This window comes from Acinetobacter lwoffii (genome assembly GCF_015602705.1).
Classification (GTDB): Bacteria; Pseudomonadota; Gammaproteobacteria; order Pseudomonadales; family Moraxellaceae; genus Acinetobacter; species Acinetobacter lwoffii_E.
This window is the reverse complement of record NZ_CP059081.1, coordinates 531,800-558,743: the sequence shown is the minus strand read 5'-3', so window position 1 is coordinate 558,743 and position 26,944 is coordinate 531,800. Positions and strand designations below refer to the sequence as shown.

Sequence of the window (26,944 nt, the reverse complement as noted above, 5' to 3'; positions counted from 1 at the left end):
ACCCTATATCAGTTTACTTATAATGTGCCTAGCTCATCTACCGAGTGTAGAAGGAGTATACGAAGTCCTTATATAGTAATATATCGGGGCTTTAGCCTTTTTTAGGGGTATGAAAACTTTCATATTCTTTTCTAAGTTTCCGTTTTGTGTGCTCTCTTAGGCAATACGCTGTTTTCAATAAATAATATTTTTCATCTAAATCTGTTTTACGCTTAGCTAAAATAACAACAAAATCCAGATGTTCCGCCCAAATAACAACATGTGTTTCTCTACCGCGCTGATTTTCCCAATATAGAAAACCTGCTTGATGTACATTCATTATACACCAAGCCACCCACCGAATTCTCTCACAACGCTTTAGATCTGGAAGTCTGTCCTCTTCATTTTTATTATTTTGATCTGCAGCTTCAGAAATCAAATGCCAAAAGCCAAAAGCTTTATCTTTTGTTGTCGGACGAAATCTGACTTTTACTGGTGTATTCAAAAACAATAAGTTGGCATTGACGACTGTTTCTAAATAAATTGCATAGATTTCATTTTCATAGTCATTCCAGCTATCAAATCCCGCAAAAGCAATCAGTTCAGGAGGAGTATTCAATATTGAGGACTCCATATGAACAAATTAAACTTTTCCGCTTTAAGCAATGTACTTTGCTGCAGGCTCAATCGTGAACGATTTTGTAAATAATGAATGAGTTCAAGCTTCGCTTCACTCGTCTTTAGCCCTCTATGTAAATACGATAAAGCACCTATAAACAAGTCTGCTAACTGTAGCAACAAAACATCATGTGATTGCACCAAATCTATTGAATGGATAATAGTGCGATCAAAATCATAATTCGCATTGCATAAAACCTCACGCAACTTTGTTACTTTCTCTTGTCCCTTAGTATCTTTGATATCTAAATAGATTTTGTAATTATGATTTGGTGCAATTAAACGATTCAGCAGTAAGTACCATTGCTTATAATAAAAATCATCGTGACTCTGCATAAAGTTTGCATGATTTAATTTACTTTTATCTGGAATCACAACACCTCTAAAATAAAGAAGAGGTTCATCAAAAAATAAATCTACGAGTGCTTTATAAAATGGGAGTTTGCTTTTAGAAACTTTCGTCCATTTAATTTCATTATTTGCAGAGATCTCAAATTCTTTTTTGAGTTGCTTAACTTTTCTTGCTAAATACTTATGATGTGAATCTGGGCACCATATTGCACCAAGTACCATTGCAGCAAAGCCATCATTTTCGAGATGACAGCTTTCATCACAATAAATATTAAAAACACTCACGCTCAAGCCACCTCGATTTGTAAACCCGACACGTCCAACTCACCCGATAGTAGCTTTGGTAATAAAGCATCTCTCAAATCAGATAAATTACTGGATTGAATACACTGAGTTTTCATCATTTTTAATATCTTGCCAACTTGAAGATCAAATTTTTCAATAACCTCTCTAGTTGGTACTAAAACAACTTGATTACGCAAAATATCTGTTTTTAGGTTTGTAAAAACACTACCATTACCCTGAGCAACTAGTTGAGTTCTTAATTTTAAGAATAAGAAATATAAATAATTATCTGAAAAATGTTTTTTTTGAGGAAAATATAACCATCCATCATGAATACATGCATCTAATTCTAAAAACTTAGGTAATCCGGGTGTTGCACTATTTGTTAATATTAACGAACCTTTTTTGAGATAAACAGTTTTTTTCAGCCCTTCTTTTATAATAAATTCTTTTGTTTTAAATAAAAAAGGCGAAGGATCAGCTGTTGCATCAGCAATCTTAACCCATGGATATCCTGTAGGTGCCATAAAGTTTTGAATTGGTCTAGGGGAGCCACCTCGTTTAATTTCAAGAAAATTTCCTAAAGCTGTTGCATCCCACCCCTTCGGCACTTCCCCTAACTCACTCTCTACTAACTCATCAGGAAATAGCGCGGCAGTCGCCTGTAATTCAGCAAAATCATCTTTTGCCATTTGCTCAATTTCCGCTTCACTTTTACCGCTAATCGCACACATCGCAGCAAGCTCAGGATCATTACCTTCCTGCTTAGCTGCAATTTTGGCACGCACAGGGTTAAAGTCGATAAACCAACTTTTAAAAATGGCTTGGGCGATGGATTCTAGTGTTTGGTTAATTTGCGTATTAAGTAATGTCTTTTTCTCAATTGAATCAATTACTTTTGTTATTGAATCACGTTCTTCTCTAGGAGGAATTGGAATGCCAATTTCCCGTACATCTTTTAAATTCAAGGTTTTTTGAACTGTGGTATTTAATCTAGCTTCTATTAAATGTTGTGCGGGCTTACTTGCCAGTACATAACGTATCCAAGACCGCAATTGAGTATCTTTCAGGCGAATCACAGCCAATGCTCTAGCCACGTTCCAGCCACACATTTCATCAGTTACGATTACACAATCACCGGGATTACCGACTAATGTCAGTAAAAGCTCCGAACCATTTAAACGAGTCCTTTTATACTCTTCATCAACTTTGTTACTGATACAAAATGAAGGGCGTGATGCAATTGCTCCATTTTTAACATCAGAAACCTTAATTAAAGGAACACCACCATCAGTATCAGATCCCGGATACATCACACCAACTGAGATAGCCTTCGGATGCTCTAATAACTCATCTATTGTTTTAAATTCCCAATGCTCAGGCACATTACCGCCCGCAGCTTCCCAAAACAAACGTAGAGTAGAACTCACACAACACCCCCAACTTTTTTCTTAATCGCCCAATAACCACGCGTTCCACCAATACGCTCAAGCCAACCTGCATCTTTTAAATGATTCAAATGCTTTTTCACTGCTGACTCATTAATACCGAGCTGCTCCGCCATAGCACGATAGGAAATTTTCGGGTTCTGTTGAATTAAAACTAAAATCTCTTTTTGACGATCTGTCAGCATAGTTTCTTGGATTGAGCCACCTATTGAGCCACCTATTGAGCCACCTATTGAGCCACCTATTTTCTCAGTCGAAGGACGATAAAATTCCCAATCGACAAAATCACCTTGTGCTTTCAGTTGAGGTTCTGCATTACCTGCTTGTAAACAAAGATCTTTAATACGGGCAATACCACTGCCCCACTGCTCGATATAACCCAGCTCTTTAAACACACGCGCCAAAACACGGTTACGGATCTCAGAACGACCTTGAGCCAAATCTTCTTCAGTCAGACCATTGGGCAAGCCACCCGGGGATACAATATTCAGGATGTCATCATAAATGCCAACCTTAATATCACGCCCTGCATTGCTATAGTCACGGTGCAGCACTGCATTCACCAAGGCTTCACGAATAGCAGGAATGGGGATTTCATAACTTTCTGTACGTTGTAACCCTAAAATTTCTGCACGTAGATGCAGATGGTTTTTGATGAATTGCTCTGTTTGCTTCAACTGACTAAATAAGTCGCCACGGTATTCTTTTTTATCCAAAAATACTGTCATGGTCGTGCCTTTAAAGCGGCTGCATTTAATCTCAACCTGCTCATAAAGCCCCAACAAAATGAGTAACCCATGACTAGGATAATCCTGTCCATTTTGCTGAATGATCAATTTAAGATTACGCATTTTCTGCAAAGACAGTTCTTTGCCCAGCTCAGCAAAGGCTTGCTTTAAAGGCTGTAAATCAATATCATCTAAACTGTATTGCGGATTCGGCTGTTCATCAAAAGTTTGGTTCAGACGTTGCAATTCAAGTTGCTGGATATACTCAGGCGATGCCACACGATTACTTGCACCTAGACGGATATAGGTTCCCTGTGCCTTGCCTTGCGGCTTGAGATAATAAGGCAATAACGAACCACGGCTGACTTCAATCACTAGCAACTCTATGCCTTGGATATTCTCGATATAGATGTTCGGCATACAGAGTTCATTGATCATCGAAGTGATCTGATCTTGCAACTCAAAAATATCATCTTGAATACCTACGAGTTGGCGATCATCACTTACACCCACTACCAATTTACCGCCACTGGTATTGGCAAAAGCAATCAGAGTCTTTGCCACCTGTTGCCCTTTCGGTAACTGCTCTTTAAATTCAAGGGTTTGACTTTCACCCTTCTGAATTTCTTGCAATAAAGGATGATCAGAACTCATAACCCAAGCCCTTTAGATTCTTTTTAATCTCACTTTCCAAGACCGCACTTTCAGCAAATTGTTCTTTGAGCTGAGCAGTCAAACGCAGTATTTTCTCAGCGAATGGCTCGCCATCATCTTCCTGCTCGACTGCACCCACATAACGCCCTGGGGTCAATACATAGTCGTGCTTCTGAATATCTTTTAACTCAGCAGAGAAGCAGAAACCTTTCTCATCTTGATACGCTTCGCCTTCAAAATTTTCGCCTTGTTGCCAAGCATGTAAAGCATTGGTGATTTTAGCAATATCTGCATCGGTAAAGTCACGCAGTACGCGATCTCTCATATAGCCCAAATTACGGGCATCGATGAACAGGGTCTTGCCTTCACGGTTAGCTTTCTTTTTATCTAAAGACAAGCCATTCTTTTTGTCCTTGGTTAGGAACCAAATACAGGCTGGAATTTGCGTGTTGGTGAACAGTTGTCCTGGTAATGCAACAATACATTCCACTAGATCAGCTTCGATCAAGTTCTTACGGATCTCACCTTCATTGTTGGTATTGGAACTCATCGAACCATTGGCAAGTAACAATGCCATACTGCCCGTAGGTGATAGATGGTGCAGCATGTGTTGCATCCAAGCAAAGTTAGCATTACCTTGTGGCGGTGTACCATACTTCCAGCGCACATCATTTTCTAGAGAAGCATGCCACCAATCCTTGATATTAAAAGGCGGATTGGCCATAACAAAGTCAGCACGCAAGTCTGGATGCTGATCCTCTAAAAAGCTGTCTGCATTCTTTTTACCGAAATTAAAATCAATCCCACGAATCGCCATGTTCATAGCAGCCAATTTCCATGTGGTCGGGTTGCTTTCCTGCCCATAAATAGAAATATGCTTTTTCTGTTCGGAGGCTTTGTAATGCTTTTCCTGAGCATGCTGTTCAATGAACTTTTCACTGGATACGAAGAATCCACCTGAACCCATTGCAGGGTCATACACACGACCTTTATAAGGCTGCAACATTTCAACGATCAAGGTGACGATGCTTTTAGGCGTATAGTACTGACCACCCTGCTTGCCTTCAGCCAAGGCAAACTGTCCCAAAAAGTATTCGTAAACATGCCCGAGAATATCTTTACTGTGCAGACTGAGTTTTTCACCATTATATTCAGGCTTAGTAAAGCTGGTGTCAGAGAAGGTATTGATCAGATCAAGTAGCTTGTCATTGTCCAGCTGGTACTGACCAATGCGATTCAGGATACCTTTAAGCTTTGGATTGGCTTTTTCAATTTCATCTAAAGCATTGTCAATCAGCCATGATACCGAACGCAGTTTGACGTCTGCACCTTGTTCATCCTGCCAAATGATTGAGCCAATTGGTAAAGCGGCTGCATCACGGATATTTGACCAGCGGCCTGCTTTTGGCACCCAAAACACGTTTTTTTCTTGGTAGTAATCCAGTATTTCTAGTTCGTCAGCAATAGCCTGTTGGTATTCTTCATCGCTATCATAGTGATCACGTGCCATGTAGTAGATATTGTTGTCATCATGATGAGCGAATAAAGTCTTGAGCTCAGACTGTCGTTCATCAAAGGCATCAGAAACGTACTTTAAGAAAATCAACCCTAAAACAATATGCTTATAGTTGGCTGCATCTAGACTGCTGCGTAATTTATCGGCGGCTTTCCAAAGCTTGTCATCTAAGTCATTTAGAAACTTTTGTTCCAATGAATGCATTTTATTTCCTCAATCCAAGATCAACCGCTTTGGTTTTATACTTAATGTTAAACAATGTTGCTAAGTTAGCATATCTGCGACCTATTAAAAGTCATGCACTTAACAAAAAAATAGAGATTAATTAAGTCTTGTCATTTTAACGGGATAACTATAGCTAAAATAGTACTTTGACAACTCCCACGACTAATACTGTCGTAAAAAAAAAGAGCAACCTAGAAAGCTGCTCTTTTCCAACTAATCGATTAGTTGACGGGTCTGACTGATTGCTGCAACCCCTGCTGAATATCCTGCACAAACCCTTCATGCTAAGCTTGTTGCTCCACCGCCCGGTTCTGTTCTTGTTCAGGATAGTATTCCTCCAGCACCTCTAACCCTTCCTCTGCATGCACCTCAAATTTGGCATTGGCGAAACCCTTCCTTGCGGTAAAGTCTAATGATTCTATGAATACACCTAACTTTTTCAACTAACTACAAATGTGTTGCACTTGGGATTTGAATCTGCGACTTTAAAAAATATTCATCTTAAATTTTATACTTATTTTACGCAAAATTTACGATAATTTTATTATATATCAATAAATTAAACCATAACATACATTACTTCAATGACTACTAATTTAAAGTGTTATGAAAAAATTATACCATCTACTTTTTAGCCTTATACCGCTCTATTCAAGTTATGCTTTTGCTACTGGAGATGAAAGCTCTCCCGCTTTAAGCTTTTCAGGTAATGTATCATTGGCCAGCGACTACCGCTGGCGCGGCCAAACGCAAACCCAGAATGATCCGGCCTTGCAGGGAAACTTTGTTTTAAGCCATGCTTCAGGATTTTATCTTGCTGCATTTGCATCGAATGTTGATTTTGATGACGAAGTAAATTTAGAACTGGATCCCCAGATCGGCTATACAGCGCCAATCGCGCTAGGTTCAATCCATCCTGCAGTTGATCTTGGCATGCTGCGCTACAATTACATCGGCAACAGCGATTTAAATTATAATGAATACTATTTCAAAATGATCTTTAATGCGTTGCTGCATCAGAACGATAGCTTTACACCAAGCATAAGCTATACCTATAACTATGGCGGCAAAGCTGCCAGTGACAGTATAGGTAAAGATATCTCAAATTGGTATTTTAATGTCTTATATGCTACACCGATTGCTCAAACTAATTTTGGCACAAATGTTAGCTTAGGTTATTCCAAAGCAAATCAGGACATTTATGGTTCTGAAGCAAAAGACCATTTTTTTGATTGGAAAATTGGTGCAACTTACCGCTATAAGCCAATGGGAATAAATGCAGAATTAGCAGCGGTTGGTAGTAATTTAAAAACCAAAGACTTTACAAGTCAAAATAAAAAAGGGGTAAAAACTGAAGCAGTATTCACCCTGACTAAATCTTTTTAAAAGTTAAATGCCAATAGTATCAGCAATACTATTGGCATAATTATTTTACTTGAGTGATTTCAATATATGATCTATCTCACTTCGATTAAAACCTCTTTCTTTAAAAATAGTATGAATTATTTTTTTCATACTTTTTGACGCATACTGGTATTTCTTTACTAAAATGTCAGAATCAATTTCCTGTAAACTATACTTCAAATATAATTCTTCATTGAGCTTCTGATTTCTAGCATCATCTTCATTATTTATCGTGTTATACATTTTTAAGCAGTTAAATATCCCAATGTTGTTCGATCAAAGTAATTTGGCTGTACATATACTGATGCTCAGCACGTTTAACTGCACACCATAATTCCATAAATCTTTTGCCGAGATATTTTTGCAAAACAGTATTCCGGTGAAAAAATGTTAAAGCATCCAGCTGATTCGTACTTAAAAAGTGCGGCTGATGTTTATTTTTTATCTGAGTGGCTTGCTGTGGAATTTCTAGATTCTGTGTCAACCCATGCAGTGTGCCGATCAAAATCAGGGCTGCAGTTAAATAAGGATTGCAATCCGCACCTGCAACACGATATTCCAAGCGTTGATTTTCATTGTCCGAACATGGTATGCGAATGGCCACATTGCGGTTATTCATGCCCCAATTAGCTTCTAAGGGCACATGGTTTCCAGCTTTAAACCGGCGGAATGAGTTTACATTCGGGGCAAGCACCGCCATGGACGGCGGCAGCAAGACTATCAGCCCGCTGATCGCCTTTAATAATTGCCGTGACGGTAAAGGATTCTGCTTCATGCTGAAAATATTCTGCTGGTCTTGATTTAACAAACTCATGTGAAAGTGCATGCCGCTGCCCGCTTTATTCAGATCAGGCTTAGCCAAAAAGCTTGCATGTAACCCATGTTCTACAGCGACTTGCTTAATGGTGCGCTTTAGCATCATGATCTGATCGCATAGCTTCAAAATATCACCGCTATGCTGAATATTAATTTCGTATTGCCCGGAAGATGATTCCGAGACTAAGCCTGTAATCTGAATCCCCTGCAAAAGGGCAATCCGTTCAATTTCATCCAGAACGTCTTGATATTTATCTTGCGCATTCACATCAAAACATTGATTTAAATAAATCTGATTGGAGCCAGATTTTTCATTGCTGTCAAATAAATAAAACTCCAATTCTACGGCCATGCAAGGATAAAAGTTTTGATCATGCAGCGCTCTTAAACTTTTTTTTAAAATATTGCGCGGTTCAACTTCGCAATCTTGATGATTGTCATCTTTCATGGTTAGGAATAACTGTGCCTTGGACTCTGGATTTAAAGCGCAGGGCTGCAGGCTTCCCAATATAGGTTTACATAAATAATCCGGCTCACCGATCGATTTTCCTAAACCCGATTCTTCAATCACTTCTCCATCAAGACTCATGGCATAAATAGACATTGGGAAATAACAGCCTTGTGCAATATTTTTTAGACCGACAATATCTATGCGCTTGCCGCGGACATGACCATTCAGATCGTGCAGGCAAATCTCAACATGACGGGTATTGGGATAGCGCTGCAGATAGTTTTCGATTTCTTCTGAAAATAGAATATCTTCAATATCGCAGCATTGACGCGCAGATGGCATGGATTCAGGGACCGCTTTTTCGTCAGCTATATTATGTCTAGCCATGAGTAAATTACTCATTATTTTGTCCTGTTAAATATTAACAATGATCAAAATAAAACAAGTTCTACCGAATGTAACGTAAATAAACCGTAAAAAAGCACCCAACTAATATGATTATTTTTTAAACTATTAAAACCACGAAAAAGCTAATTTAAAATAAGTTAAAACATAAAATAACAATAGATCTCTTTCATAAATCAAAAAACGATCTTCTTTTTGGTTAATATTTGCACTCCGGATTTCTTAGCATTCGTGCATAATCTGCGGATGAAATACATCGATTCAAACAAGCTTTCTGATCCTCAGTTCAAGCGATACACAGGCATCTCATGGTCAACTTTCTATTTGATGGTTGAGCAATTGCAGAAGCATGTCTCTGCCAAAGACAGACCGCCCAAGTTAAGCCTGGAGGATCAGGTTCTGCTCTGTCTGAGCTATTGGCGGGAATACCGAACCTTATTTCACGTTGCGACGAGTTACGGGGTTTCAGAGCCCACAGCCTCAAGAATTGTCCGTCATGTTGAAGACTGCCTGCTTCGGTCCAATCTGTTTAATTTACCCAAAGATTTACCCGAGGGCGAAGGCATCGACTGGAATGTTGTGATCGTGGATGCCACGGAAATTCCAATCCAAAGGCCTAAAAAAACAGAAGAAAAGCTATAGCGGCAAAAAAAAAGACCCATACCTTTAAAGTACAAGCCATGATTCACTACAAAACTCAGCAAATTCTGAGTTTATGTGCCAGTCGCGGGGCAGTGCATGATTTCGAGTTGTTCAAACGCAATTTAAACCAGATTCCTTTTGGGGCTTTTATCCTGGCAGATAAAGGCTATCAGCGGATTTATGTGTTGTATCCGAATAGCCTGTTGCCATTAAAAGCCAAAAGACACTGTAAATTGGATCCTGAATTGAAAATCTATAATCAAGAAATCAATAAAAGATGAATCGGAATTGAGCATGTATTTGGCAACCTGAAAACCTTCAAAATCCTTGCTGAGCGTTATCGAAATAGATGTAAAAGGCTTAGTTTGAGATTCAATTTAATCGCTGGAATCTACAACTTGGAACTGAGCAAAAAATGATTTATGAAAGAGGTCTAATTACTCATGTAAAATAAATGGCATATTTAATATTAATAAATCTTCAAAAATCGCAAACCCACTCCCGGTTCAGTAATAATATATTTAGGCTGCACAGCATTATCATTTAACTTCACTCTTAATTTAGCAACCAGAATCCTTAAATAATGCGTATCTTCTTGGTGCGTTGGCCCCCACAGCTCTTTCAGTATTTGCGGCTGGGTAATCAATTGGCCTTTATTTTTCGCCAATAAATTCAGCAGCTGATATTCTTTGCGTGTTAAGGAGAGCAATTGTTGATTTAAAAAAACCTGCCGTTTGGAAAAATCGATTTTTAATACGCCATCATCAAAAATTGCCGTATCAACAGTACTATGCTGATGCTGCCTAAGCAGTACACGAATGCGCGCCATCAGCTCCTGAACACTAAACGGCTTGGTCACATAATCATTTGCGCCAGCATCCAGAAGCTTCACTTTTTCTTCTTCATTTGCCCGCACAGACAGCACTATCACTGGAACGTGCGACCATGTGCGAAGCTCAGACAAAACCTCATAACCATCCAAATCTGGCAAACCCAAATCGAGGATCACTAAATCTGCGCCTTGCAAAGCTAGGAGTTCCAAACCCTTTTGGCCATTTTCAGCCAAAAGGGTTTTATAGCCTTGCGCTCTGAGTGCTATATCCAAGAATTTTCGAATCTGATTTTCATCATCAATAATCAAGACATTGGTCATGGAGCTGGCTGATTCATTCTGTTCTGGCATTTTCCCACCTAAAAGCTGCTAGATGCTTTAAGTAATTTGCTGAATAGGAAGCTGTATGCGGATACATGTTCCTTGATTGTTCTTGCCTGATGATGCCATGATTTTCCCCATATGCGCACCCACAATCGCTTTCACAATCGTCAAGCCCAAGCCTGTACCATATTGCCCGCGGTCACCGCGCTGCATGGTATAAAACATGTCAAAAATGCGTTCCCGCTCACCTTCTGGGATACCCTGCCCCTTATCAGTTATGGCAATTTCGATCTCATTTTCATTCACCTGCTGCACCTCAATCATCACAGCTTTATTCTCTGGTGAAAATTTTGCGGCATTTTCCAGCACATTAAAAATGGCCTGTTCAATCAAGGCGGCATGTACAAATAAACTCAAAGATTCTTGAGGCGCATGCACTTCAACCAATGCATCTGGCATATAACGGTTTAAACGACGCACTGCTGAACCGATCAGTTCATCAACTCCAATCCAGTCCCGCTTCAAGCTTAAGCCTTCATGGCCTAAACGGGTCATATCCAGTAGGTTTTGAATATAGCGGTCTAAACGTTCCCCCTCTAAATGAATCGCTTCCAGCAAGCTGTCCTGATCATTTTCATTCATGGAATGGCGGTAAGTGCTCAAAGTATCCGCTGCTCCAATCATCGACGCCAAAGGCGAGCGTAAATCGTGTGATACGGATGATAATAATGCCGAGCGCAATTTTTCCGTTTCAGAATTCACATTGGCTATTTCCAAAGCCTTGGTCAGCTGGGTGCGGAAAATCGCCTGCGCAAGATACTCTACCATGAGTTCAGCGAGCTGTTTTTGCTCCGTATTGATTACTGCTTGCACATCTTTAAGTTTCAACCCCACCACGCCTAAGCATTGCTTGGAAGCCAATAAGGGCAAAAACCACCACTCATTTTCCGTCAAGGTTTGGGTAAAGCGACCGGACGGTTGATGGTTTTTGAATGTCCAATCGGCTGAAATTTTTTCTTTATTACTCATGATAGTGGATGATGCTTGAGTTGCTGCAGTATCTGGGAAATACAGCCAGACATCTGCATTGAGATTTTTACTCAGGCTATGTTCAGCAATCTCCTTGATTTGTGCCAAATCTAATGCTGTGGACAGCTTCTGCCCTAAATCCTGCATAATGCTGTTATAACTGTTCGCCGTTTTGAGTGCAGTCACCTGCTCTTTCAAACGTGACGCTAATCGGCTCGAAATTAAAGCCGCGCCCAAAAATGCAATCACGGTGACAATCCCCTGATGTGCAGAAATCTGAAATGTAAATTGCGGGGAAATAAAGAAAAAATTATAAGCTAGAAAGAATAGGATGGCTGAAAAAGCTGCAGCCAGCATCCGTGTTTTTGATGCCACAAAAACCACAGCGGTGATAAAAATCACCGAAAGATCTTCAATCCCTAAATACTTTTCCCCTAAGCTTGCAATCACAATGCTGATGACCGTGGTGGCTAGTACGTACTGTATTTCTCTCAGCGACAAGAATGCCCTTTGAGTGAAAAAGGACAGATGCTTATTCTCTGCAATAATCGGCACAATACTGAGTTCAAAACTGGGCCGGTATTGCAGTAATTGATCAATCAAATTGAGCCTTAAATTCAGCGAAAACTTTTGCGGAGCCGCTTGTGCTAAAACCAAGGTTGAAATGCCGCGGTCCATCACATAATCAAATAAAGTTTTAGCATGTTGCTGGCCGTGAAGGACTTCTGTCATTCCGCCCATTTGACGCGTTAAGTTTAAAGCCCGTTCAATTTCACGGCTTTGCGAGTTTTCCTGTTTATTCATGATTTGCGTATCATGAGAAAAAGCAACAACCGTCCATTTTGCCGCACGATGCTCGGCAATACGGCATCCAGTCCGAACTAAAGCTTCAGAATGCCCTTTGCCATCAATCATAATTAAGACATGATTTTTTAAGGGGATTTGAGCAAGCCCTTGAATGGCGAAATTTTCGCGTACATCATTATCAACATAATTGGCAACGGTTTGCATTGCCAGTTCACGCAGTGCCGTTAAGTTGGAGCTGTTGAAAAATCGCTGTAAGGCCTGTTCCGCCTGCTCAGGCACATAAACCTTCCCTTGGTTTAAGCGCTCCAACAGCTCATTCACAGGCAAATCAATTAAGCGGATATCTCTAATCCGTTCGAACACCCGGTCTGGCACGGTTTCAGTGACACGAATCCCAGTGATTTGATATACCACATCATTCAAACTTTCCAAATGCTGAATGTTCATGGTGGTAAAAACATCAATACCAGCATCTAATAATTCATTGATGTCTTGCCAGCGTTTTTCATGACGGCTGCCGGGCATATTAGTGTGGGCAAATTCATCCACCAAAACAATACTGGGCTTTTTTTCCAAAACGGCATCTAGATTCATTTCCTCCAGATGCTGCCCTTGATATTCAATAACCTTGCGCGGAATTATATCTAAACCAGAAATTAAATTTTCAGTTTCTCTACGGCCATGCGTTTCTACATAGCCAATGACGATATTAATACCCTGCAGCGCCAGTTCATGCGCACGAACCAGCATGGCAAAGGTCTTTCCCACGCCCGGAGCTGCGCCTAAAAAAATCGTCAGCCGCCCAGACTGATAACGCTGTGTATGTTGCAGCAAAACATCGGCTTTATTGGTTCGTGGATCAGTCATAGAAGTAATCTTTATTTATTGCTTTAAAAGATGTTTTTAAATTCATTTAAATGCGTCTAAAGTCAGCTTGGCTATTGCTGGGCAATATGGATGCCACCGTTGGGCGGAGGTATAGAACATCCCCTCGCCCAACAATCGTATATAACTTAATTCAGATTATTCAATAGCTTTCAATCATTATATTTTAATCATCAAGCCATTCATATCACTTCCCGCTCCGATCCAAAGCCAAATTTAATCCAAGCACATTGACACGTGCCTGTCCTAAAATCCCAAAAGTCGGCTGAACCGTATGCGACTGAATTAGTTTTTCGACATCCTGTTCAGACATATGCCGTGCATGGGCAATCCGCTTCACTTGAATCATGGCGGATTGCACACTAATTTCAGGGTCGATGCCGCTGCCTGAAGCGGTGACCAGATCCGTAGGAATTTTAGATTTTTCAATCTGTTCCTTCGCTGCGATTTGATTCAGCCGCTCGTCTATGACTTTCTGCAGTTCCGGATTGGTTCTCGCCATGTTGCTTCCAGCCATCGCCATAGGATCATAATTTGCGGCAGATGGACGCGGATGGAAATATTGAACTTGGGCAAAAGGCTGTGCCACTAAGTGTGAACCGATCACTTGATTATTTTCGACAATCAAGCTGCCGTTGGCTTGTTTTGGAAAGAGCATTTGTCCTAAGCTGGTTGCAGCAGCACTATATACAAAGCCGCATAAGCCTAGAGCAATGATGGTCATTCCAAACGAAGCGCGCAGTTTCTCACCCCATGATGAGTCTGCCAATTGATGATTTTGCATATTCACTTTGTCATCCTCAAAAAATTTATAGGGCCAAGATTGGACTGATCAGCAGATCAATCGCTTTAATGGCAATAAACGGTAGCAGCACCCCGCCCACACCATAAATCAGCATGTTGCGGCGCAATAATTGGGTAGATGTCGAAGGTTTGAATTTCACACCGCGCAGTGCAATTGGAATCAGCAGAGGAATAATGATCGCATTAAAGATCAGCGCAGACAGGATGGCACTTTCAGAACTGCCTAGTTGCATGACATTTAACACATGCATTTGCGGAATTGCCGCGACGAATAATGCCGGCAAAATTGCAAAATACTTTGATACATCATTCGCCAAGGAAAAGGTGGTTAATGCACCGCGAGTAATCAGTTGCTGTTTGCCTATTTCAACCACAGATAGCAATTTGGTTGGATCAGAATCTAAATCCACCATATTGCCTGCTTCTTTGGCTGCTTGCGTTCCCGAGTTCATGGCTAAGCCAATATCTGCTTGGGCCAACGCCGGTGCATCATTAGTACCGTCACCGACCATCGCTACCAAATGTCCTTTGTTTTGCTCGGTTCGAATGCATGTGAGTTTATCTTCTGGTTTCGCTTCAGCGATATAATCATCCACACCAGCCTCTGCTGCGATGGCCGCTGCTGTGAGCGGATTATCTCCGGTCACCATCACAGTTTTAATGCCCATTTCACGTAAGCGCGCAAATTTTTCTTTAATGCCTTGCTTAATCACGTCTGATAGTTCAATGACACCCAACAAATTCTGATCTTTAGCCACGACCAGCGGCGTTGCCCCTTTTGAAGCTATTTGTTCTACGCGCGCTTTCAGTTCGGCATGATTTTCAAGGTTTTGCGAAGCGAATTTAAGAATGGCATCCATAGCGCCTTTACGCACTTGATGACCATCCGCCAAGTTAAGGCCTGAAATGCGTGTGGACGCATTAAAAGCGATAAACTCAGCCTGTTCAGGCTCGGCCACTCTTTCACCTTGCTCTTTGGCCAAAGCAACCACCGATTTACCTTCTGGCGTTGGATCGGCCAAAGAAGTCAGTACCGCCGCTTGGCGAAGTTCAGACTCCGTCACTCCTGTTAAGGGATAAAAAGCAGTCGCCTGACGGTCACCGTAAGTAATAGTTCCGGTTTTATCGAGTAGTAAAACATCTATATCGCCTGCAACTTCAACCGCCTTGCCTGATTTGGCAATCACATTGGCTTTGAGCGCTCTGTTCATCCCTGCAATTCCAATAGCTGGCAATAAGCCGCCGATGGTGGTTGGAATCAAGCAGACCAATAGCGCCACCAATAAAATCGGGCTGATTTCAATATGCAGGAAATGTCCAATCAACGGCAGGCTGACCACGACGATGATAAAAGTCACAGTCATCACGGTCAGTAAAATACCTAAGGCAATTTCATTCGGTGTTTTTTGACGGTTTGAGCCTTCGACTAAAGCAATCATTCGGTCGAGAAAGCTATTTCCCGCCTCTGCGGTCACTTGCACGATGATCCGGTCGGTTAAGACTTTGGTTCCCCCAATCACCCCTGATTTATCCGTACCCGCTTCACGCAGTACCGGCGCAGATTCACCTGTTACAGCAGCTTCATTGATCGTAGCAAAGCCTTGAATGATCTCACCATCTACGGGAATGAATTCCCCTGCACGCACTTCAATCAAGTCATGCATTTTCAATTCAGCCGCTGAAATCTGCACCCCATCCATATCATCTTTAGAATGGATCCGGCGCGCCGTCAAATTTTGACGCGCTTGACGCAGGGATGACGCCTGTCCGCGGCCTTTAGCTTCGGCAAGGGCTTCAGCATAATTGGCAAAGAGAACAGTTACAAATAAAATCAATGTCACCAATAAGCCAAAAACCAGACTGGCTTGCCCCAAAATTGTACTAACCAGTGTAATCAGCGTCCCAAGCCAAACGATGGCCATCACCGGATTTTTAATCACATGCTGCGGTAGCAGTTTAATAAAGGCATTTTTCCATGATTCAGCTTGAAATAAGGTTGAAGCGATAGTGTTTTGCTGTGTTTGAACAGTTTGTTTTGAATGATTCATTGTACTCACCCTTAACCTTGAACCAATAACAGATGATCAGCAATTGGCCCCAAGACCAGGACTGGCATAAATTGCAATAAAGTCAACATCACCACAATGGCGATTAAAGTCAGTGCGAATGTTGGCGTTTCGACTTTTAAACTGCCGCTGCTTTCAGGTGCTTGGCGTTTGGCAGCTAAACGTGTAGCGATGATTAAAGGAATAATTAATGTCGGGAAACGGCCGAGCAATAAAGCAATACCGCATGTGACATTCCACCACACGGTATTGTCTGATAGCCCTTCAAAGCCTGAGCCATTGTTGGCAAATGCAGACACATATTCGTACAGAACTTGAGAAATGCCGTGGTATTGCGGATTACTGTTGCCCGTCAATTCAGGGAAAAATACAGTTATTGCGGTTAAACCAAGAATGACGATGGGTTGGATCAAAATCACAACAGCGAGCAGCTTGATTTCACCGGCTTCAATTTTGCGGCCAAACAATTCTGGGGTTCGGCCGGTCATTAAGCCTGCAATAAAGACCGCTAAAAACAGATAAATTATGAATTGCTGCAAACCGCAGCCTATTCCGCCCCAAATGGCATTGATCAGCATATTGGACAATTGCACCATGCCTGTGAGCGGTGCAGATGAATCGTGCATCATATCCACTGAGCCGTTATTGACTTGGGTGGTGACTGCTGACCACAAGGCAGACGATGCCTCGCCAAAACGCACTTCCTTACCTTCCATGGCGGAAAGCAATGTCGACGTCGATGAAATACTTTCTGACCAGATGGCACTAGTCGCAGAAATGCTCGACATCAGCAGCATCGAAGCAAAGACAAAGCCCGCGAATTTGGCGCGTTTGGTGAAAAAGCCCAGCATGAAAATCACCGAAACAGGGATCAGTAAAATCGCAAGCATTTCCAGAAAGTTTGACAATGGTGTAGGATTTTCCAAAGGTACACTGCTGTTCGGACCATACCAGCCACCACCATTACTGCCCAATTGCTTAATTGCTACCATGGGCGCAACAGGGCCTAAAGGTATTTTTTGCGTTGTTAATTCGCTGCTTTGGTCGATGACTTGAACTTCTGGGCCGCCTTGAAAAGTCGATGGTACGCCTTGGCTAGTGAGCAATAATGACCAAACCATGCATAAAGGAATCAGAAAGCGGAACGTCGGACGAATCACATCGGCCCAATAGTTGCCGACATTAATTTGTTGCACTTTATGCTTAAAGCTGGTCTGTTGATCGGTTTCAGAAAGTGCATTGGATTGTTTGTAGAACAGTGCTCGAACTGTAGCCACCACCATCGCCAGGCCCATCATCGGCGTGAAGATCTGCAAGCCGACAATGCCGACCATTTGCGATAAATAAGACAGTTGCGCCTGTCCTGAATAGTGCTGCTGGTTGGTATTGGTCAGAAACGAAATCATGGTATGCAGCGCCAAATCCCATGACATATTCGGTGCATGGTTTGGGTTCAACGGCAGGCTGGCTTGAACCATAAATAGAGTCCAAGTCACCAAACCGATCACTGCACAGCTCATGACAAAATTTAATGAATAAGTTTTGACATTCATCCCCCGTTTGGGATTGATTCCTAAAACCGCGTAAATGGGCTTTTCAATCCAATTGAATAGAGGATCAATTTTCATATCGCGGTTGTGCATAATTGCTGCGAGGTATTTACCCAAGGGATAAGCCAGAACAAAGACGATGGCTAAAAGCAAAGCAAACTCTAACATGGCATTTCACTCCTATGTTTCAGAGCTGAAATCTGCATGCAGATATTGAAATAACGTTTATTTTGATTATTTAGTACAACGCAATTTTTTTGATGCTGTACCTGCTGATGCGCGTGAATGACCGCACTCATGTTTTTCATCCTAAGCATTGGGATATTCCAAAATCCAGTATGAAAAATAAGACCGTAAAGTCTCTATTCATAACTTTGGATGCCGCGTAAAGAAAGCGTAAAAATTTAGCTCAATGCACTTATAAATGCAGAAAAATATCTTAAAAGTGATGGCTATTATTATTCTGTGACTCACTTTATTTATGGATATAATTTCAGTACTTAAAGCCTTATTTTTAGGTTTTATAGAAGGTTTAACGGAGTTTTTACCCATTTCCAGTACTGGTCATTTAATTTTATTTGGCCATTTAATTGATTTTCATTCAGGCTCAGGCTGTGTCTTTGAAGTTGTCATTCAACTGGGCACAATCTTAGCCGTTTGTTGGCTCTACCGTAAAAAAATTATTAATCTACTACATGGTTTTATATCAGGTGATTACCATGCGAGACGTTTTGCGATAAATGTCTTCATTTCATTTATTCCTGCAGTAGTGATCGGAGTTATAGCTGTTGATTTTATTAAACAAGTTTTATTCAGTCCTTCGGTTGTGGCATCTGCACTGATTATTGGTGCACTGTTAATTTTTGCTGTAGAAGCTAAAAATTTTAAAGTCCAAACCATTGAGGCAACCAATATTGGATTCAAACAGGCCATTGTTATTGGTTTGGTTCAATGTCTTGCGATGATTCCGGGGACTTCACGGTCTGGTGCAACCATTATTGGTGCCGTTACTTAGACATATTTCGCAACGTTGATGTTTTAACTTCAGAAAATTTATTGAATATTTCCGTAGGCTTTGTAACCGCATTCATCGCAGCTTTGCTTGTGGTAAAAGCCATGGTTAAATTTGTAGAAAAACATACTTTAAAAGTTTTTGCTTGGTATCGCTTGGTATTAGATTCAATCATCTTATTTGTTTTTTAATTCAAAAAAAATAAATTAAAGAGAACTCGCTGTTCTCTTTAAATTTTTTAATTTACAATCCTTACATTCTGCTTCAAGCTTTTCTGAATCTCTTGTACAACACCCTCTCCCTGATGGGACTTAAGCTCTGATTTAGATTTATTTTTGATTTCAGTTTGTACCGATTCAGACTCAAAACCCTTATCATTATAAAACTCTTCAACCAAATCTAGTCCCTCCTCAGCATTCACCTCAAATCGTGCATTACCATAACCCTGCCGTGCCATTTGATCTAAAGCAGCCTGATTAAAACCACACAACTTACTTTTCTGGTCAATTTCCTTCGCTGTTTGAATCGCCTCTTGTAAATGAATGCCATCCCTGAGCGTTAAATCCACGTAGTACACAGGTTGACGATAACTTTGCGTTGTACTCTTTCCTCGCAAGGTCAGCTGCAGTGGCAAGCATGAAAGCAACCCATTTGATGCTGCATGGTAGTAGCTCAATCGTGCAGCCAACGTACGTATGCTGTTAAAGCCTGTTGTTCTAAAAATGAATGTACCAAATTCATCCGACTCATCTAAATTGACATGCAGGCGTCCATAAGGCTTACAGTGCCCGCCTTGTCCAAGTGGGCATAAGTCGGGGGATGGGCAAGGATGTTGCTCTACACCTTGTGATGTCATACGTTGACAGGTCTGACCATTCCCCACACAAATCGGGCGACCTGTCTGTCGGTCAAACAAGCTGTACTCGGCACGTAAGTTCAATTCAGGATCATTGAAGATCATACGCACAGGAATGCTACGCAGCTTTTGATTCGGTGCTTGACTACGCAATTGCTCATCCAAGGGGTGTTTGACCCAACCATCCTTGCCTTGTATTTGACTGGTAATGGTGAACTGATCGTCTTTCTCAGGCAGACGCTTGCCATTCTTTTCGACTACACGACCAATACTGATCCGGCCCAAGATGGGTGGTGTGATTGCTAGACCTTTAATCATGTTGAAATTCCTCTCGTATAGATGTTGATGTTTAGATGTGTTGCACTGTTTGCTAAAAATGAAATCGGTATAAAAATCCCATGCAGGACTGCACGGGATTTCAGGTTTTTTCTTGCTGAGTGATTAACTCTAAGCTTTGAGCTAATCGTGATAAATGTTGAAACGACGACTGCCTGCTTTCTGCAATGGGTATTGTTGGATGAGTTCAGGTTGGTGCTGAAGTAAGGACTTGGTATCTAGGCTAATACTGTCCTTGCTCTTTTTCCATGTCACTGAACCTTGCTGAAATACGGCACGTTCATGTTCCTGCATCAGTGCCTGAACACGGTGTTTGAGTAGATCAAACTGGCTTTGGTGTTGTTCAATCTGCTGTTTTTCCTTTATCAGTTGATCAAACAGTTCATTGGCAAGTTCGACCTCCGTTAGATCAACACAACTGAGCGGGGTATGTTCAGGATAGAGCTGCTGTAAAGCTTTGGCTGCCGATTCACTGGCATCCACTGCTGGTGGAACGTCATTTTCAACACATTCCCAAAATAATCGTTCTGCTTGAACAATATGTTCAATCACGGATTCAGACCGTGTCACTTTGAAGATCTTGGTTTCATGCCCACAGATCAAGACACAAACATGCGCTGCCTGTTTACCAGTCACCGCCAGTTGATGTTGTACCTGACAAAGCACATATAAAGGCACACCATCACGCCACAATTTTGCTCCATGCTCACCTGCTGTTTTGCATTCAAGAATCTGAACTTCGTCGCTTCCAACAACAGAGTAATCCAAGTTTGCTAACATGAAATGCTTATCAGGATCAGGGTGCTGTAATACAGCATTGACTCGACGAACTTTGTTATTGGTGTGCATGCTGTAATACTCAGCCACCAAAGGTTCCAGCTGTTTGCCCCAATACAGAGGTGCTATACCTGAACTTTCATCTTCAATGGATTGAGTCTGACGACCTGTTTTGATCAGCCAAAGCTCTAACATGGACATGTAGGGATTTAAGCCACATGCTGTTGCTGCATCACTGCTGCCAATGCCTTGTTTACGAACTTCAAGCCAATCTTGATACGCCATATCTTTGGTGTTGACTAAGCGTTTTGCAGAACTAGCTCGTTTAGGTGTAGTTAATGGATTTAATGCAGTTTGAACACCTGCCTGTACAGTCTGATTTGAAATCGGTGCGATTTGATTCATGGTTCTATCCTTATAAATTTCAGTTTTTGTAAAAAAGAAGCGCATAAAAAAGCCATACCCGACACGAGGTCGGGTATGGCGATATGCATGCTGATTCAGATTATTGATTGTGAGTAGTAAATAGAGAGAGTTACGTGTGTGCTGTACTCAGCGATTGTTGAGACTTGCGGGGTTAAGGTTGGATGGATTACATGAGCTTAGGCTATCAAAGATAAAGCCTGTTCCAATCCTCTTTGTTTAAGACCAACACCTGCACCGAACCAAGCTGAATCAAGACGGTGATCTGTACTCATGGCACGTCGTTCATGATCCACAAATTCTGTAATCGAACACAGTAAACCATAAGCCGTATCTTTAGCTGATGACAATTCAGCACCACGTCCTTGCCCATTGAACATGTCCAAAGCTTTATTCATGGCACGACCATTGGGTTCAGGCTTTTTCTCTTGAGCTTGCTGTGCGACATTACGATAGAACTGAATGATGTTTTCTTCAGGATCGGAAATTGACATGGTGCTGTTATTGAACACCGCATCAAAGTAAGCCTTAGCTTCCTGCTGACTCACCTTACGCTGCGTGAGCTGTTTCATCTCATACATGTGCTCATCCCATGCACGCACTGAAATACCTAATTGCTGCTTCACTTTCTCTGCGTCAAACTTGGTACTATGTGGAACTTTCACTACACCAGCACTACTGCTCTGCCCACGTAGAGCAATGGCTAACGTGTTGTTACAGACCACTCGGATACTGGTGAATTGTGCTGTCGTTGCCAACGTGCCATCACATGCAGTAGCCAGCAAGATATAACCATTACTGACATCCTTAGACTTTAACGCGGTACTTTGCCCGGTACGTGCCAAAGCCCAGAACTTCTTCCCACCTTTCAAAACCCCTGCGGTTTCTAACTCAAAGCCAGACTGCTCAGTCAGATCCCGGTAGAACTCCAGAATCTCTTTAGGCTGAACTTCCTGATAACGCTGACTGACTACAGATAAAGGTGCATGGGTATCTGAGCGATACAACACTCGCTGCTCTTCAAAAGGCATGATGATGCTCTGACCACGTTCATTCTGTGCCATATAGCTGACGTTCGAGGATTCAATCCGCCAGTCCATCCCAGCTTGCTGTGCCCAAACTTCGAGTGGTTGATTCGGACTCAGCTGATTACCCAGACCATGCCAAGGGGTTTCGCCAACATAGGCGATTTGTTCGATTTGATGTGCCATCGTTCTTATCTCCTGAGTTATTAGCGGAAGTTCTGCTGACAGTGGTTGCAATGGTAATAGGTCATCGTGATCGGCTTTTTAGGCTCATCAAACACGCTGCTAAATAAGCCACCAATGACTGCACCAGCGATACCACCAATGAATGGGGATACAGGCAATGGCAAACCCTTTGAAATAGATGCACCGATGGTTGCGAACGAAGCAGATGCTGCTAGACCTGTAGAATCAGATCCACTCACCTGCTGATTAATCACTTGAATAACCTGATCCGAAAAACAATAAGGACAATTTAAACTCATAATATATACCTCTAGAAATGACAAAAGCTCACCGATGGGCAAGCCTTGCAAAGTTAAAAAACTCGTTTTCATCTAGATAATGTATATCTGAGATTATTTTCATTTATCGTCTATCATACTGCGCTCTTAACTGACCCTTACCAAATACTCTTCGTCCTTTGGGCTTTACACGTAAGTATTGAAGAGTACGTTTGTGATGATCCGCAATGTATTGCATTGCCTCAATGAAATTTGTCACTTGGGTTGAATCACGACGATAAATCACACCGATCCCCAGCTTATCCTCTCTTCTAAGTTTGGCTACACGTTCACGGTTCCAGCAATTATATCCTTGACCATAACCTCTAGTAATATCCTTCCATAGCGCGATTATTTCATCCCCCCAATATGCTGCGCTTCCATCACGATAGGCATTATCATAAATGATTGCTAAGTGACAGTGAAAACCTTTACTTTTACCGCCTTGCTCCACTCCCCATATATATCCGATCACATGTTTAAATATGCCATCTTTATTTTGGATACGATTAAGCAGTATATCCAAATCATTATAAATATCTTCAACTCTGATGCGACTAGAATGTTCTTGTAAATAACCCAAGTCCACCCGAGCAACTAATATTCGGCTATATTTACCAATTATTGACTCACAATATTCCTGCACTTCAATTTTATTTTCATCTTTCTGTTTTTCGATCATCTTATAATCTTTTTCAAAATCCTCAGATAAATCTAAAAACCACGCTCTCATCTCTCTATACCCAATTATCTTTAGCTCATCCATAAGATCAAAATAATCAGAGTCTATTCTCTGCAAGTCATATCTCAGAATTACAAAGAATTTAAGATAACCTGTGTATTCATCATCGGGATCATAAATATCATTAAAGCCTAATAACAGATTAGTAAGCTGCGAATAGAATCCATACCATTTTGTTCGTTCTCTTTTTAAACGTTTTAAAAATTTCTCAATCTCAAGTGTAAGTTTTTCCTGATTAATTGAAACTCTCATGTTTAAACCTATGTGTGTGATAGTTACATAAGAGATAGGGAATTCAGTATATATATACGTTTACTTCACAATAAAGTGTTACCTAATAAACGATTAGATTAATAACCAAAGAGTTAGGGAGTCCAAATTCCTCCTGTAGTACAGTACCCATTCTCCACATGAAAAACTTTTCCTCCCTGCTCTACGCTTAAATTCATGCAGGCTCTAGTCTCAAAAAAGCTAGAATTAAGGAATAAAATGAATTTTAGACTATATCGTTTTAGTACCTAATTTTAGTTATAAAAAAATTAAATTAAAAACTTATATTGCCTAAACATTGTTTATTTATACCCCCCTTATCCCTTAGTAGAAAGCTTTTAAAAATATAGTGCAAAACAAGGGGAAATAGAGTGAAAAACTTAGTAGAAAGTATTGTTTTTATTACCTAAAGTATGACGTAAGCTTTTTAAAAACAGGATACAAAATGCGCAATTCTGAACTAGACAATCTTAAATCATTCCTGACACAACTTCGAGATGAAGATCTTATCTGGGCACTATATGTCTATCATCGCCCAAATATTGATAACTATCGCAGAATACGGGAGAGCAACGATGCTATAGAAAAAGACATCGCAAAACTGAACAGCCTAGATAAACTCAGGAACATAAGTAAATTTATAATTGATGAAATGAATAATAGTAGTGATGATAATATCTATTATTTTTTACGTGATTTAAAGGATTTTCAATCTAGAATCAAAATACATTCTTTTGACTTTAATAAAATTAAAGATAATCAAAGATTCTTACAATTTGCATGCAAAGTCTTGCATGAAAAAGAAGGAGATCGCTTAATTTTAGATATAAAAAACCTATACTTCCAGCTTCTTTATCTGGCTTATACAATCCCTATTTATTATGAAGATTCTAGATCAATTGAAAATATATATTATCGATTTGACAAAATATACACAAAATTCAACAATCACTTTAAATCACCATGCTCTGATTTTCTTGTATGGGCTAAAAAGTATATTAATGAAAACTCAGAATTTAGAAGATACAGAAGAGATGCATCCCATGTATCTGAGTATGAGACTTTAATTAACTCAATATTTGATATTATCTATTATGAAGATGAAAATATTCACTATGCTTTAAGAAAAAAATTATCTAACGCGTGGTATCAAAAAAAGCACCGTGAGGAGAAAAAGGTGAAAAAACCTCACTATTACGCATTAACTAAAAGAGCTAGAGAAGCGTTGCTTACATTAGCTTTCAAGAATGGTGTGTCAGAAGAGCAAATGATCGAAAGACTCATCAATGAAACCTATGCCAAAGAATGCTGTTCAGTCGATGGAGAAAACCTATATTTGTAAAAATAATCTCTCCACCAGTCACACCCAATCTAGTCCATTGTATAACTAAGATTGGGTTTGTGCGTGCAGACCGGCTTTGTTGCACAAAGATTTCATAACTATATGATTTAAAAAGTTTTGATTATTTTTTGATCCAAAATTAAATTTATTTAAATCAGATGCTTACATATTTATGCAACAGAGCCGATCAATAGTATAGATACGCTGATAATCTACTTTTCCAAAGCTTCCAACTTGGCGTTAGACTTAATAACTGCAATGACTTTTTCATGGTCACTTAAATTATTCAAATCTACCAGCTGCGACATTTTTGCATTTGATGCCAATAGCCTATTTTTAAAGATTTCTAATTCGATAAATAGCATTGTTATCGGTAGTGTAAAAATGACCCCCTAACGGCATTTAAAAACTGACCCCCTTGGTTAATATTGCGCTCGGTTATATGCCGAGCGAATTCTGTTCTGTGACACATGAGCAAGCTGCCGTTCAATGGGATCGGGATTAAACAAATTTAATTCGTTCACAACTGGACTGAATAGCGCTCTCAAACAGTGTTTGTTCATTCAACCTGTATAAATAAGCATGCTCTAATATTTTAAAGTTTAGCCTTAGCTGCTTGTAACTGCTTCTTGAAGAATGCATTAGAATTCGGATTATAGTAAAAATCATGAATAAAAACTCTTTCGTTCATTCCATACATTTTTTCTTCCACCAAGCACTCTATAGTTATACGTATAAGCCTGTAAATTTCATAGACACGATCATAGCAGTCAAATATAGTTTTTTCAGACACAGAGAAACCAAATTCAGCTAATTTTTTTCTTGCGAGCTTGGCACATGAGATATCCGAGTCCACAACATATTGAGGGGACTCTTTGAACAATGGTTTATCGAGATTATTACCTTTCTTAAGTATCAAATGCCATGCACCGATTAAGGCAATCCAATTAGCCGAACTATCTGAGAAAATAGGATTATGTCCTAATCGCTCTTCAATATTTATTAGAAACTTCTTCAGATCATTCTTAGTCTTTAGCTTATAAAATCCATCATATTCAATCCCCTTTAATGACTTGGCCTTCCCCCTAGCCTTAATGGCAGCTGCTACTTTTTCATAATCTTCCAAATCATTTAAGTTAACAATTTGATCTTCGGAATAATACTCTGCAATTAAGTTATTTTTAAAAACGTCAAACTCTAGAAATAACATCGCCCTATAGAAAAGTTTATTTAAAAAACTCTCATTGATGACTTTATTCTTTTTTTGATATTTAGCTAATGTTAAAAAATTAAAATCTAGAAATTTACTAAGTACCCCTATAGTTATATTATCGTACTCAAAATATAGAACTTGACTTACAATTTTAAATGCAGCAGCACTAGTAATTGACTGGATTGGAATTTGGATTAATACTTCATTTAAATCTTGCTTATAATGTTCTATTTGAAAACCCAATAACTCTATTTGTTGAATTAGGTAGGCACGATATTTTTCTTGCATTTTAAAATAGATATCATCTTTAATTAATTCACCCTTTCCAAAAGTTAACTCAAAATCTACTCCTATTAATAACAAATGTTTGTAATGTTCCCCTATCAACGCGCCTTCAGACCTTCGATAAGCCAATAAATCAATAGCTGCTAATAACTGACTATATATACTTGACTTCTCTTCTGAGAAGCTCTGCATGGCTGCCACATCATGAAAATATAAATAATCTAATAGTCTGACTGTGCTGTTTTGAAAATCGTTAAGTTTTGGCATAAGTGTGTATTCTT

The 26,944-nt window shown here is 40.2% G+C and carries 22 protein-coding genes and 3 pseudogenes; 5 read left to right on the top strand and 20 right to left on the bottom strand.

The genetic code is table 11. From position 1 onward, the window contains the following. Positions 1-91 precede the first annotated feature (91 nt). From H0S56_RS02655 to H0S56_RS14470, 6 genes and pseudogenes are all read right to left on the bottom strand, one after another. A complete protein-coding gene (locus H0S56_RS02655) occupies positions 92-598 on the bottom strand; it encodes a hypothetical protein (RefSeq protein WP_195725596.1) in 507 nt (168 codons plus the stop codon). Next, positions 595-1,293: a DUF3800 domain-containing protein gene (locus H0S56_RS02650; RefSeq protein WP_195725595.1), complete on the bottom strand. Its 699-nt coding sequence runs from the start codon at positions 1,291-1,293 to the stop codon at positions 595-597. The genes H0S56_RS02655 and H0S56_RS02650 overlap by 4 nt, the downstream gene beginning before the upstream one ends. 2 nt (positions 1,294-1,295) lie before the next feature. Beyond that, positions 1,296-2,723 carry a restriction endonuclease subunit S gene (locus H0S56_RS02645; protein ID WP_195725594.1) on the bottom strand — a complete coding sequence of 476 codons (1,428 nt, stop codon included), beginning with the start codon at positions 2,721-2,723 and terminating at the stop codon, positions 1,296-1,298. Further along, positions 2,720-4,123, bottom strand: a complete 1,404-nt coding sequence (locus tag H0S56_RS02640) for an AlbA family DNA-binding domain-containing protein (RefSeq protein WP_195725593.1) — start codon at positions 4,121-4,123, stop codon at positions 2,720-2,722. Before H0S56_RS02640 ends, H0S56_RS02645 begins: the two co-directional genes overlap by 4 nt. After that, positions 4,113-5,843, bottom strand: coding sequence for a class I SAM-dependent DNA methyltransferase (locus tag H0S56_RS02635; RefSeq protein ID WP_195725592.1), 1,731 nt, complete (start codon positions 5,841-5,843; stop codon positions 4,113-4,115). Before H0S56_RS02635 ends, H0S56_RS02640 begins: the two co-directional genes overlap by 11 nt. Positions 5,844-6,085: 242 nt before the next feature. After that, positions 6,086-6,274 (bottom strand): annotated as a pseudogene (locus H0S56_RS14470) (hypothetical protein); the annotation flags it as partial. 196 nt (positions 6,275-6,470) lie between these two features. Here H0S56_RS14470 and H0S56_RS02630 point away from each other — a divergent pair. Continuing rightward, on the top strand, positions 6,471-7,250 hold the full coding sequence (locus tag H0S56_RS02630; RefSeq protein ID WP_004692349.1) for a TorF family putative porin: 780 nt from the start codon (positions 6,471-6,473) through the stop codon (positions 7,248-7,250). Positions 7,251-7,295: 45 nt separating this feature from the next. Here the strand turns inward: H0S56_RS02630 and H0S56_RS14465 are convergent, their stop codons facing one another. Beyond that, positions 7,296-7,511, bottom strand: coding sequence for a hypothetical protein (locus tag H0S56_RS14465; protein ID WP_004692350.1), 216 nt, complete (start codon positions 7,509-7,511; stop codon positions 7,296-7,298). A gap of 10 nt (positions 7,512-7,521) precedes the next feature. Next, positions 7,522-8,937, bottom strand: a complete 1,416-nt coding sequence (locus tag H0S56_RS02625) for a glutamine synthetase family protein (protein WP_062034929.1) — start codon at positions 8,935-8,937, stop codon at positions 7,522-7,524. 234 nt (positions 8,938-9,171) lie between these two features. Between H0S56_RS02625 and H0S56_RS02620 the strand changes: the two genes are divergently transcribed. Both H0S56_RS02620 and H0S56_RS02615 read left to right on the top strand, forming a co-directional pair. Further along, positions 9,172-9,582: a transposase family protein gene (locus tag H0S56_RS02620; RefSeq protein WP_005400785.1), complete on the top strand. Its 411-nt coding sequence runs from the start codon at positions 9,172-9,174 to the stop codon at positions 9,580-9,582. Between the two features lie 38 nt (positions 9,583-9,620). Further along, positions 9,621-9,863: a hypothetical protein gene (locus H0S56_RS02615; RefSeq protein WP_195725591.1), complete on the top strand. Its 243-nt coding sequence runs from the start codon at positions 9,621-9,623 to the stop codon at positions 9,861-9,863. A 188-nt stretch (positions 9,864-10,051) separates the two neighbouring features. Here H0S56_RS02615 and H0S56_RS02610 read toward each other — a convergent pair whose 3' ends face one another. The 5 genes from H0S56_RS02610 to kdpA form a co-directional block, all read right to left on the bottom strand. Continuing rightward, positions 10,052-10,765, bottom strand: coding sequence for a response regulator (locus H0S56_RS02610; RefSeq protein ID WP_004281627.1), 714 nt, complete (start codon positions 10,763-10,765; stop codon positions 10,052-10,054). A 27-nt stretch (positions 10,766-10,792) separates the two neighbouring features. After that, complete coding sequence (locus H0S56_RS02605; RefSeq protein WP_195725590.1) at positions 10,793-13,441, bottom strand: sensor histidine kinase; 2,649 nt, start codon at positions 13,439-13,441, stop codon at positions 10,793-10,795. A 205-nt stretch (positions 13,442-13,646) separates the two neighbouring features. Next, on the bottom strand, positions 13,647-14,243 hold the full coding sequence (kdpC, locus tag H0S56_RS02600) for a potassium-transporting ATPase subunit KdpC (RefSeq protein WP_227554941.1): 597 nt from the start codon (positions 14,241-14,243) through the stop codon (positions 13,647-13,649). A 25-nt stretch (positions 14,244-14,268) separates the two neighbouring features. Next, a complete protein-coding gene (gene kdpB, locus H0S56_RS02595; protein WP_004733102.1) occupies positions 14,269-16,311 on the bottom strand; it encodes a potassium-transporting ATPase subunit KdpB in 2,043 nt (680 codons plus the stop codon). 11 nt (positions 16,312-16,322) lie between these two features. After that, entirely contained in the window at positions 16,323-18,047 is a 1,725-nt protein-coding gene (gene kdpA, locus H0S56_RS02590; protein WP_195725588.1) for a potassium-transporting ATPase subunit KdpA, read from the bottom strand. A gap of 313 nt (positions 18,048-18,360) precedes the next feature. Between kdpA and H0S56_RS02585 the strand changes: the two are divergent. Further along, positions 18,361-19,082 (top strand): annotated as a pseudogene (locus H0S56_RS02585) (undecaprenyl-diphosphate phosphatase). 47 nt (positions 19,083-19,129) lie between these two features. On the opposite strand, the gene H0S56_RS02580 reads toward H0S56_RS02585, so the two are convergent. The 5 genes from H0S56_RS02580 to H0S56_RS02560 all read right to left on the bottom strand — a co-directional run bounded on the left by H0S56_RS02580 (position 19,130) and on the right by H0S56_RS02560 (position 23,805). Further along, positions 19,130-20,065, bottom strand: coding sequence for a recombination directionality factor (locus H0S56_RS02580; RefSeq protein ID WP_004692362.1), 936 nt, complete (start codon positions 20,063-20,065; stop codon positions 19,130-19,132). Between the two features lie 141 nt (positions 20,066-20,206). Then, positions 20,207-21,265, bottom strand: coding sequence for a YqaJ viral recombinase family nuclease (locus H0S56_RS02575; protein WP_004733106.1), 1,059 nt, complete (start codon positions 21,263-21,265; stop codon positions 20,207-20,209). Between the two features lie 197 nt (positions 21,266-21,462). Then, a complete protein-coding gene (locus tag H0S56_RS02570; RefSeq protein WP_195725587.1) occupies positions 21,463-22,494 on the bottom strand; it encodes a DUF932 domain-containing protein in 1,032 nt (343 codons plus the stop codon). A 20-nt stretch (positions 22,495-22,514) separates the two neighbouring features. After that, a complete protein-coding gene (locus H0S56_RS02565) occupies positions 22,515-22,793 on the bottom strand; it encodes a hypothetical protein (RefSeq protein ID WP_085064153.1) in 279 nt (92 codons plus the stop codon). 103 nt (positions 22,794-22,896) lie between these two features. Next, a complete protein-coding gene (locus H0S56_RS02560) occupies positions 22,897-23,805 on the bottom strand; it encodes a YagK/YfjJ domain-containing protein (protein WP_195725586.1) in 909 nt (302 codons plus the stop codon). Between the two features lie 463 nt (positions 23,806-24,268). On the opposite strand from H0S56_RS02560, the gene H0S56_RS02555 reads away from it, so the two are divergent. Continuing rightward, on the top strand, positions 24,269-25,165 hold the full coding sequence (locus H0S56_RS02555; RefSeq protein WP_005252890.1) for a hypothetical protein: 897 nt from the start codon (positions 24,269-24,271) through the stop codon (positions 25,163-25,165). A gap of 422 nt (positions 25,166-25,587) precedes the next feature. Here H0S56_RS02555 and H0S56_RS14260 read toward each other — a convergent pair. Both H0S56_RS14260 and H0S56_RS02550 read right to left on the bottom strand, forming a co-directional pair. After that, positions 25,588-25,713 (bottom strand): annotated as a pseudogene (locus tag H0S56_RS14260) (tyrosine-type recombinase/integrase); the annotation flags it as partial. Between the two features lie 47 nt (positions 25,714-25,760). Continuing rightward, a complete protein-coding gene (locus tag H0S56_RS02550; RefSeq protein WP_227554916.1) occupies positions 25,761-26,930 on the bottom strand; it encodes a hypothetical protein in 1,170 nt (389 codons plus the stop codon). Positions 26,931-26,944 lie beyond the last annotated feature (14 nt).

What these genes read in the sequence shown, in the direction of transcription:
- H0S56_RS02640 (WP_195725593.1), bottom strand. Translation starts at nt 4,123, where the DNA reads ATGAGTTCTGATCATCCTTTATTGCAAGAAATTCAGAAGGGTGAAAGT.
- H0S56_RS02635 (WP_195725592.1), bottom strand. Translation starts at nt 5,843, where the DNA reads ATGCATTCATTGGAACAAAAGTTTCTAAATGACTTAGATGACAAGCTT.
- H0S56_RS02630 (WP_004692349.1), top strand. Translation starts at nt 6,471, where the DNA reads ATGAAAAAATTATACCATCTACTTTTTAGCCTTATACCGCTCTATTCA.
- H0S56_RS14465 (WP_004692350.1), bottom strand. Translation starts at nt 7,511, where the DNA reads ATGTATAACACGATAAATAATGAAGATGATGCTAGAAATCAGAAGCTC.
- H0S56_RS02625 (WP_062034929.1), bottom strand. Translation starts at nt 8,937, where the DNA reads ATGAGTAATTTACTCATGGCTAGACATAATATAGCTGACGAAAAAGCG.
- H0S56_RS02615 (WP_195725591.1), top strand. Translation starts at nt 9,621, where the DNA reads ATGATTCACTACAAAACTCAGCAAATTCTGAGTTTATGTGCCAGTCGC.
- H0S56_RS02610 (WP_004281627.1), bottom strand. Translation starts at nt 10,765, where the DNA reads ATGCCAGAACAGAATGAATCAGCCAGCTCCATGACCAATGTCTTGATT.
- H0S56_RS02605 (WP_195725590.1), bottom strand. Translation starts at nt 13,441, where the DNA reads ATGACTGATCCACGAACCAATAAAGCCGATGTTTTGCTGCAACATACA.
- kdpC (WP_227554941.1), bottom strand. Translation starts at nt 14,243, where the DNA reads ATGCAAAATCATCAATTGGCAGACTCATCATGGGGTGAGAAACTGCGC.
- kdpB (WP_004733102.1), bottom strand. Translation starts at nt 16,311, where the DNA reads ATGAATCATTCAAAACAAACTGTTCAAACACAGCAAAACACTATCGCT.
- kdpA (WP_195725588.1), bottom strand. Translation starts at nt 18,047, where the DNA reads ATGTTAGAGTTTGCTTTGCTTTTAGCCATCGTCTTTGTTCTGGCTTAT.
- H0S56_RS02580 (WP_004692362.1), bottom strand. Translation starts at nt 20,065, where the DNA reads ATGATTAAAGGTCTAGCAATCACACCACCCATCTTGGGCCGGATCAGT.
- H0S56_RS02575 (WP_004733106.1), bottom strand. Translation starts at nt 21,265, where the DNA reads ATGAATCAAATCGCACCGATTTCAAATCAGACTGTACAGGCAGGTGTT.
- H0S56_RS02570 (WP_195725587.1), bottom strand. Translation starts at nt 22,494, where the DNA reads ATGGCACATCAAATCGAACAAATCGCCTATGTTGGCGAAACCCCTTGG.
- H0S56_RS02565 (WP_085064153.1), bottom strand. Translation starts at nt 22,793, where the DNA reads ATGAGTTTAAATTGTCCTTATTGTTTTTCGGATCAGGTTATTCAAGTG.
- H0S56_RS02560 (WP_195725586.1), bottom strand. Translation starts at nt 23,805, where the DNA reads ATGAGAGTTTCAATTAATCAGGAAAAACTTACACTTGAGATTGAGAAA.
- H0S56_RS02555 (WP_005252890.1), top strand. Translation starts at nt 24,269, where the DNA reads ATGCGCAATTCTGAACTAGACAATCTTAAATCATTCCTGACACAACTT.
- H0S56_RS02550 (WP_227554916.1), bottom strand. Translation starts at nt 26,930, where the DNA reads ATGCCAAAACTTAACGATTTTCAAAACAGCACAGTCAGACTATTAGAT.